General features: G+C 70.0%; 7 protein-coding genes. 2 read left to right on the top strand and 5 right to left on the bottom strand.

Translation table 11 applies throughout. From position 1 onward, the window contains the following. Together D183_RS0111750 and D183_RS0111755 are read right to left on the bottom strand one after the other, a co-directional pair. A partial coding sequence (locus tag D183_RS0111750) for a DnaJ domain-containing protein (RefSeq protein ID WP_017909163.1) occupies positions 1 to 312 on the bottom strand: 312 nt, incomplete at its 3' end. A gap of 135 nt (positions 313 to 447) precedes the next feature. Then, positions 448 to 915: an Hsp20/alpha crystallin family protein gene (locus tag D183_RS0111755; protein WP_017909164.1), complete on the bottom strand. Its 468-nt coding sequence runs from the start codon at positions 913 to 915 to the stop codon at positions 448 to 450. A gap of 169 nt (positions 916 to 1084) precedes the next feature. Between D183_RS0111755 and D183_RS0111760 the strand changes: the two genes are divergently transcribed. Both D183_RS0111760 and D183_RS0111765 read left to right on the top strand, forming a co-directional pair. Next, positions 1085 to 1567 (top strand): peroxiredoxin, encoded by a 483-nt coding sequence (locus tag D183_RS0111760; RefSeq protein WP_017909165.1) that lies wholly within the window; start codon positions 1085 to 1087, stop codon positions 1565 to 1567. 31 nt (positions 1568 to 1598) lie between these two features. Continuing rightward, positions 1599 to 2183 (top strand): ferritin-like domain-containing protein, encoded by a 585-nt coding sequence (locus D183_RS0111765; RefSeq protein WP_017909166.1) that lies wholly within the window; start codon positions 1599 to 1601, stop codon positions 2181 to 2183. Between the two features lie 557 nt (positions 2184 to 2740). Here D183_RS0111765 and pbpC read toward each other — a convergent pair. The 3 genes from pbpC to D183_RS0111780 all read right to left on the bottom strand — a co-directional run. Next, positions 2741 to 5134: a penicillin-binding protein 1C gene (pbpC, locus tag D183_RS0111770; protein WP_017909167.1), complete on the bottom strand. Its 2394-nt coding sequence runs from the start codon at positions 5132 to 5134 to the stop codon at positions 2741 to 2743. A gap of 139 nt (positions 5135 to 5273) precedes the next feature. Continuing rightward, positions 5274 to 5762: a sensor histidine kinase gene (locus tag D183_RS27780; protein ID WP_198527661.1), complete on the bottom strand. Its 489-nt coding sequence runs from the start codon at positions 5760 to 5762 to the stop codon at positions 5274 to 5276. Positions 5763 to 6561: 799 nt separating this feature from the next. Continuing rightward, positions 6562 to 6905, bottom strand: a 344-nt coding sequence (locus D183_RS0111780) for a helix-turn-helix domain-containing protein (RefSeq protein ID WP_026144400.1), incomplete at its 5' end; no start/stop codon positions are given.

The raw sequence follows: 6905 nt of genomic DNA on the forward strand, positions 1-6905 counted from the left end.
GCCGCCGGCGCCGCCGTTGCCGAACACTTCCTCGAAGTCGAAGCCCTGCGCGCCGCCGTAGTTCGGCGGCGCGTGGAACTCCTCGCCCGGCCGGTAGCCCTGCGCGCGCAACTGATCGTAGGCGGCGCGCTTGGGCGGGTCGCGCAAGGCCTCGTAGGCCTCGTTGATCGCCTTGAACTTCTCTTCGGCCCCAGGCTCCTTGCTGACGTCGGGATGGTACTTGCGCGCCAGCCGCCGGTACGCGGTCTTGATCTCGGCATCGCCGGCGCTGGGTTCCACGCCCAGGGTCGCGTAGTAATCCTTGAATTCCATCCATCACCTCAAAAAGAGTCGGCCCGCCGCCTTGCGGCAACGGGCCGGTTGCATGCACTGCGCCATCACCCGGCCATTCTACGGCCGGCTGCGAGGGCGCGGCGTCGCGGTGGCGGCGCCGCTGCGAGCAGGCGCTTACTGCACGATCGTGGCCCCGGTATCGACCTGGATACGGCGCGGCGTGCTCGCCGGACGCTTGGGAATGCGCACTTCCAGCACCCCATGGTAGCCGGTGGCGGAAATGCCGTCCGGATCGGCGCTGTCGGGCAGCGCGAAGCGGCGGTGAAAGCTGCCGTAGCGGCGCTCGATGCGCGAGAAACGCTCGGTGTCGGCGGCCGATTCGCTCTTGCGCTCGCCCTTGATCGAGAGGATGCCCTTGTCCATCGACAGCTCGATCTCCGACGGATCGATACCCGGCAGGTCGGCGTACAGCACGAAGCGTTCCGGCTCCTCCTTGATGTCCACGCGTGGCACCCACTGCGCGGTGACGACGGCCGATTCGTCGGTGCCGCCGTTGGGGTCGAAGAAGCGGTCGAACACCTGCTTGATCTCGTTCTGGAATGCGGCCTGGGCCGGCCACTGGCGATAACGGACGATGCTCATCGTGGTCTCCTGAAACGTGAATGAGGTACACCCCGAAGGGGACGGTTCGCGGCGGCGGGACCGGCCCGCCGTCCATGCCGGTCAGATAGGCCTGCCGCGGCGCTTTTCAAGGCGTTGACGCCACCTTCCCATTTCCGTTTCTAGACTCGGTTCATCCAAGGAGCCCGACATGCCCATCCAGACCGGCGAACGCATTCCCGAAGTGGTGCTGCAGCGCATCCGCGACGGCGTGGAAGCCGTGGACACGCGCACGTTGTTCGACGGCCGCCGCGCGCTGTTGTTCGCGGTGCCCGGCGCGTTCACCCCGACCTGTTCGGAGAAGCACCTGCCCGGCTATGTGGAGCACTTCGAAGAGTTCCGCAAGCGCGGCATCGAGGTGTACTGCATGGCGGTCAACGACCCGTTCGTGATGCAGGCCTGGGGCAAGAGCCAGTTGGTGCCGGACGGCCTGCAGATGCTGTCCGACGGCAATGGCGACTTCGCCAAGGCGCTGGGCCTGGAACTGGACGCCAGCAGCTACGGCATGGGCGTGCGGGCGCGCCGCTTCGCGCTGTACGCCGACGACGGCGTGGTGCAGGCGCTGTTCGTCGAGGCGCCGGGCGAGTTCAAGGTCTCCGCCGCCGACTACGTGCTGCAGCACCTTCCCGACTGATCCCCTTACCCACCACAGGAAACGGCCAGCCATGTCCAACAAGCCAGCCACCCCGAAGACCGACGCCAAGCCGCTGCAGCACACCGCCGGCCTCACCGACACCGCCACGCTGCGCGCCAACGCCCGCCAGAGCATCGAAGACGGCGCGATCACCAAGAGCTACAGCGCCGACCGCGAGGCGGTGATCAAGATGCTCAACGACGCGCTCGCCACCGAGTACGTGTGCGTGCTGCGCTACTACCGCCACTACTTCATGGCCGCCGGCATGCTCGCCGATGCGGTCAAGGCCGAGTTCCTGGAGCACGCGCAGCAGGAGCAGGCGCACGCGCACAAGCTGGCCGAGCGCATCGTGCAGTTGGGTGGCGAGCCGGACCTCAACCCGGACACGCTGACTGCGCGTTCGCACGCCGAGTACAAGGAAGGCGAGGATCTGCGCGACATGGTCAAGGAGAATCTGATCGCCGAGCGCATCGCCATCGACAGCTACCGCGAGATGATCAATTTCGTCGGCGACAAGGACACCACCACCAAGCGCATCCTGGAAGACATCCTGGCCCAGGAGGAAGAGCACGCCGACGAGTTTTCGGACATGCTGGAAGGCTGGATCGGCAAGTAAGCCGGTTCCGCATTCAAGCGCTTTCGTGGGAGCGGCTTCAGCCGCGACAGGCCTTCCTGATGGATTCTGTTGCGGCTGCGGCCGCTCCTACTGTTTTTCTGGTCTGACACACATGGTTGAAGCAACTGCAAAGGCTTTCGCCTTGCGGCGAGTCACTTTTCTTTGCTCGCGCAAAGAAAAGTAACCAAAAGAAAGCGCGCCCTGCCTTCGCGCCCTCCGCGCTGCGCGCTCCGGGTCCGCGAACCAGACGGGATCCGCGGAAGGGGCATCCTGCCCCTGCCGCGGACGGCGTACATCCATGTACGCCGCCCTTCGGGTTTTTCCCCGCGCTGTCCGCCGCTTCGGAAGGGGACCAGGCAAGTCAAAAGCAACAGCAACAGCAACCAGCCAAAGCCAAGCGGCCGCGCCTCTCGCACGGACTCACGCTTGTTCGTGTCCGGGAGCGATGTGGGAGGGACTTCAGTCCCGACTGCTTCCGAGGTCGGATTGTCCGCCTACGCTGGTCGTCGTGGTTGCATGACTGTTGGCTTCTACGAAGGCGCGCGCGCCGCCGCTGCTCAGCGCAGCACCCGGAACCGTACCTGGGTCCAGGCGCCGTTGCTGGCCAGGGCGGTCAGGGTGTGGTCGCCGGCGTCGGCGAAGTCGCGCTGGAAGGTGCGTGCGCCCTCGGTGCGGGCGATCCAGCGGCCGTCCAGCAGCCAGTCCACCGGGGTGCTCGTGCCCAGCGCGCGTACCTGCAGACGCACCGTGGTGCTGCCCGGCGCGCGTGCCAGGGTGGCGCGGTCGTTGAGGCCTTCGATGCGCAATACGTCGCTGCGGCCGCGGCCGTCGTCGCGGCAGTCCGGTGACAGCGCCGGCAATTGCCCGGCCTGGCGCTCGCTGGCGTGCAGCCACGGGGTCAGCAGCGCCGGCCAGCGCGCCAGGTCGCGGGTGACCGCCTCATGCGGCTGCGCGCAGTCGGGCGACAGGCGCAGGCCGCTGTGCGCGTCCACCTGCACGGTCTCGCGGCCGGCGCTCCACAGCCGCGCGTCGCGCTCGGCGAAGGTCGGCGGCACCGCGCCGTCCAGCGCATAGGCGGAGAAACGGCGTTGGCACAAGGCCGGCGGGGTCTGCTCGGCGGCGATGCCCAGCGGCCAGCATACGTCCACCTGCTGCACCGTCGCCGGCATCGGCCGCGGTGCGTTGTCGCCGCGCAGGCGCGGCAGGCTGTCGATGGTCTCGAACATCAGCGGCAAGGCGGTCACCGCGCCGTATTGGCCGGGCAGCGGCGTGCCGTCGGGGCGGCCGACCCAGACGCCGACGGTGTAGCGGCGGGTGCTGCCGATCGCCCAGGCATCGCGGTAGCCGTAGCTGGTGCCGGTTTTCCAGGCCACCGGCGGGCGCGTCCCGACGTCGAAGGTGCCGACGCCGTAGCCCGGACGCGGATTGGCCTCGAGCATCTCGCGCACGATCCAGGCCGCGCCGGGCGACATCAGGCGCCGTTCGATGCGCTGGTCGGTTGCGCTGTAGCGCACGTGGCCGGCGATGCCGTCGCGGTTGAGCGCGGCGAAGGCGCCGACCAGTTCCTCCAGCTTGGCGCCGGTGCCGCCGAGGATCAGCGCCAGGTTGGGCGTACTGCCGCGCGGGAACTTCAGGCCGATGCCGGCGTTGCTCAGGCGCGCGGCGAAGCGCGCCGGGCCGACCCGGTCGAGCAGGTCCACCGCCGGCACGTTGAGCGACAAACGCAGGGCGCTGGCCGCGCCGATCGGGCCGTTGAAGGCTTCGTCGAAATTGCCCGGGCGGTAGTCGCCGAAACTCTGCGGCGCGTCGACCAGCAGGCTTTCGGAGTGGATCAGGCCATCGTCCAGGGCCATGCCGTACAGGAACGGCTTGAGCGTGGAGCCTGGCGACCGCCAGGCCTGCACCATGTCCACGTCGCCGAGCCGGCGGCGGTCGCCGAACTGCACCGAGCCGATGTAGGCGCGCGCCTGCAGGTCGCGATTGTCCACCACCAGCAAGGCCGCCGAGGTGCGCTCGGGCAGTTGCGAGAAGTAGGCGCTGACCCGGTCCTCCAGCGTGCGCTGCAGGTCCGCGTCGAGGGTGGAGACGATGTGCGCGGCGTGCGGGCGCTGCTGACGCAGGCGCTCGGCCAGCAGCGCGGCGTGCAGCGGCGTCTGCAGCGAGCGCGCCACCACCGGTTCGATGCGCGCATCGTCGACCTGTGCGCGCGGCCACACGCGCAGCGCGACCATGCGTTCGAGCACCTTGTCGCGCGCCGCGCGCGCCGCCTCCGGATGCCGGTCCGGACGCAACCGGCTTGGCGCCTGCGGCAGTACCGCCAGCAACGCCGCCTCGGCCTGCGACAGACGCGCGGCCGGCTTGCCCAGGTAGGCCCAGCTCGCCGCCTCCACGCCTTCGATGGTGCCGCCGTAGGGCGCGCGTTCCAGGTACAGCTGCAGGATCTGCCGCTTGCTCAGGTGCGCTTCCAGCTGCAGCGCACGCAGCGCCTGCTGGGCCTTGCCCCACGGCGTGCGCGTACTGACCTCGGGCGGCATCAGGATGCGCGCCACCTGCATGGTCAGGGTGGAACCACCGGAGACGATGTGGCGCGAAAACACCCACTGCTTGGCCGCGCGCAGCAGCGCCCAGGGATTGACCCCGGGATGCAGCCAGAACCAGCGGTCCTCGTAGTTCAGCAGCGCCTGCAGATACAGCGGCGAGACGCTGTCCGGGGTGGCCGGATAACGCCAGACGCCGTTGCTGTCGGCGAAAGCACGCAGCGGGGTGCCGTCGGCGGCCACCACCAGGGTCGAGGTGTCGCGCGACTTCGGCAGCGGCAGCGGAAACGCCAGGTCCAGCAACAACAGACTCGACAGCAGCGCCACCGTGCCCCAGCGCAGCCACGGCAGCAGGCGCGTCCAGCGCCGGGGGCGCCGCGCGGCGTGCGGGGCGGCGGTGTCGTCCAGTGGCATGCGGGCTCCCGATGGAAGCGGCCATTTTGCCTGTTGCGGTGGCGACGCGGCGAGCGGGATATCCCCTGCCCGTTCGGCATCGCCGACGATGGGTGCCCAACTGCTCCGGGGCACCAGCAACACTGCGCTCCTTCTGCCACTACGCCAGCGGCAATCGCAGCGTCGCCACGCTGCCTTGCGCGTCCGTACGGGCCTCCAGGCTCAGGCTGCCGCCCTGCGCTTCCAGGATCTGCCGCGACAGCACCAGGCCGATGCCCGAACCGCCGGGCTTGGTGGTGAAGAACGGCACGAACAGATTGTCGCTGGGCGGCAGGCCGGCACCGCCGTCGCGTACCTCGATCAGCACACTGGCACCGTCGGCGCGCGCGCGCAGCGTCACCGGCGCACTGCCGCCGGCTTCCAGGGCGTTGCGCAGCAGGTTGATCAGCACCTGTTCGAGCTGGTCGGCGTCGGTGCACGCATGCAGCGACGGCGCGACCTCGACCTGCACTCGTGCATCGTCCAGCAGCCGCTGCACGCGCGCGCACAGCGGCACCAGCGCCACCGGCGCCGGGACCGGCGCGGGCAGCCTGGCCAACCGCGCGTAGCCGCCCAGGAACCGCTGCAGCGCCGCGCTGCGCTGTTCGATCACGCTCAGTCCGTTGTGCAGATCGGCTTGAAGCTCGGCGTCGAGCGCCTGCGGCGCGGCCGCCAGCAGCCGCGCGAGGGTGTCGGCGATCGAGGCGATCGGCGTCAGCGAGTTGTTGATCTCGTGACTGAGCACGCGCAGCAGGCGGCGGAAGGCCTGCGCCTCCTCCTCGCGCAGCGCGCGCTCCATCGGCTGCACCAGCAGCAGCCGCCCGGCCTGGCTGCGGCTGCGCAAGGCGGCGTGACCGATCTGCCAGCGCCCCTGCTGCCCGGCGAACGCATGCGCCTGGATGCTGCCCGACGGCACGTCGAACAGGCCGGCCAGTCCCAACGCCTGCGCGGATTGCCCGATGGCCTGCGGGGCGGCGACGCCGAGCAGGCGCTCGCCGGCCGGATTGATCAGGCGCAGGCGCTGGTCCTGTTCGAAGGCGAACACCGCCCCGTCCAGCGCCGCCAGGGTCTTGCTCAGCAGTTGCAGGCTTTCGTGCGAATCGCGCTGTTCGTCCTGCAGGCGCTGCGCCAGGGCGTTGAAGCGCGCCAGCAGGCCGTCGGCATCGCGCGCGTCCTGCGCCGCACGCACGCTGTAGTCGCCCTCGCGCAGCGCGTCCAGCAGGCCACCGAGGGTGCGCAGGCGCTGCCCGGCATCGCGCTGCTGCCAGCGCCACAGCGCCATGGTCAGCACCAGCACGCACAGCAGCAGCACGATCGCCTCGGGCAGCCGCGGCGCGCCGGCGACGAGCACCAGCGCCAAGGCCAGCAAGGCCGGCGCCACCAGCCACAGCGGCCGGAAGCGTTGTCGCTCAGCCGGCGTCATCGCTGCGCAGCCCGTGCTTGCCCAGGCGCCGGTACAGGCTCTGCCGGGTGATGCCGAGCTGGTCGGCGGTGCGCTGCAGGTTGCCTTGGTGCTGCGCCAGCGCCTGCTTCAGCAGCAGCGCCTCGGCTTCTTCCAGGGTGAGTTGCGTCGACAGTGCCGGCGCGGCATTCGTCGCCGGCTGCAGGCGCAGGTCGTCGCTGCCCAGGGTACTGCCGTCGGCCAGCAGCGCCGCACGCTCCATCGCATGCGCCAGCTCACGCACATTGCCGGGCCAGGCGTAACCGAGCAGCGCGCGCTCGGCGTCGCGCGCCAGCGTCGGCAGCGGCCGCC

It is taken from the genome of Xanthomonas sp. SHU 199 (assembly GCF_000364665.1).
In the GTDB taxonomy this organism is placed as follows: domain Bacteria; phylum Pseudomonadota; class Gammaproteobacteria; order Xanthomonadales; family Xanthomonadaceae; genus Xanthomonas_A; species Xanthomonas_A sontii.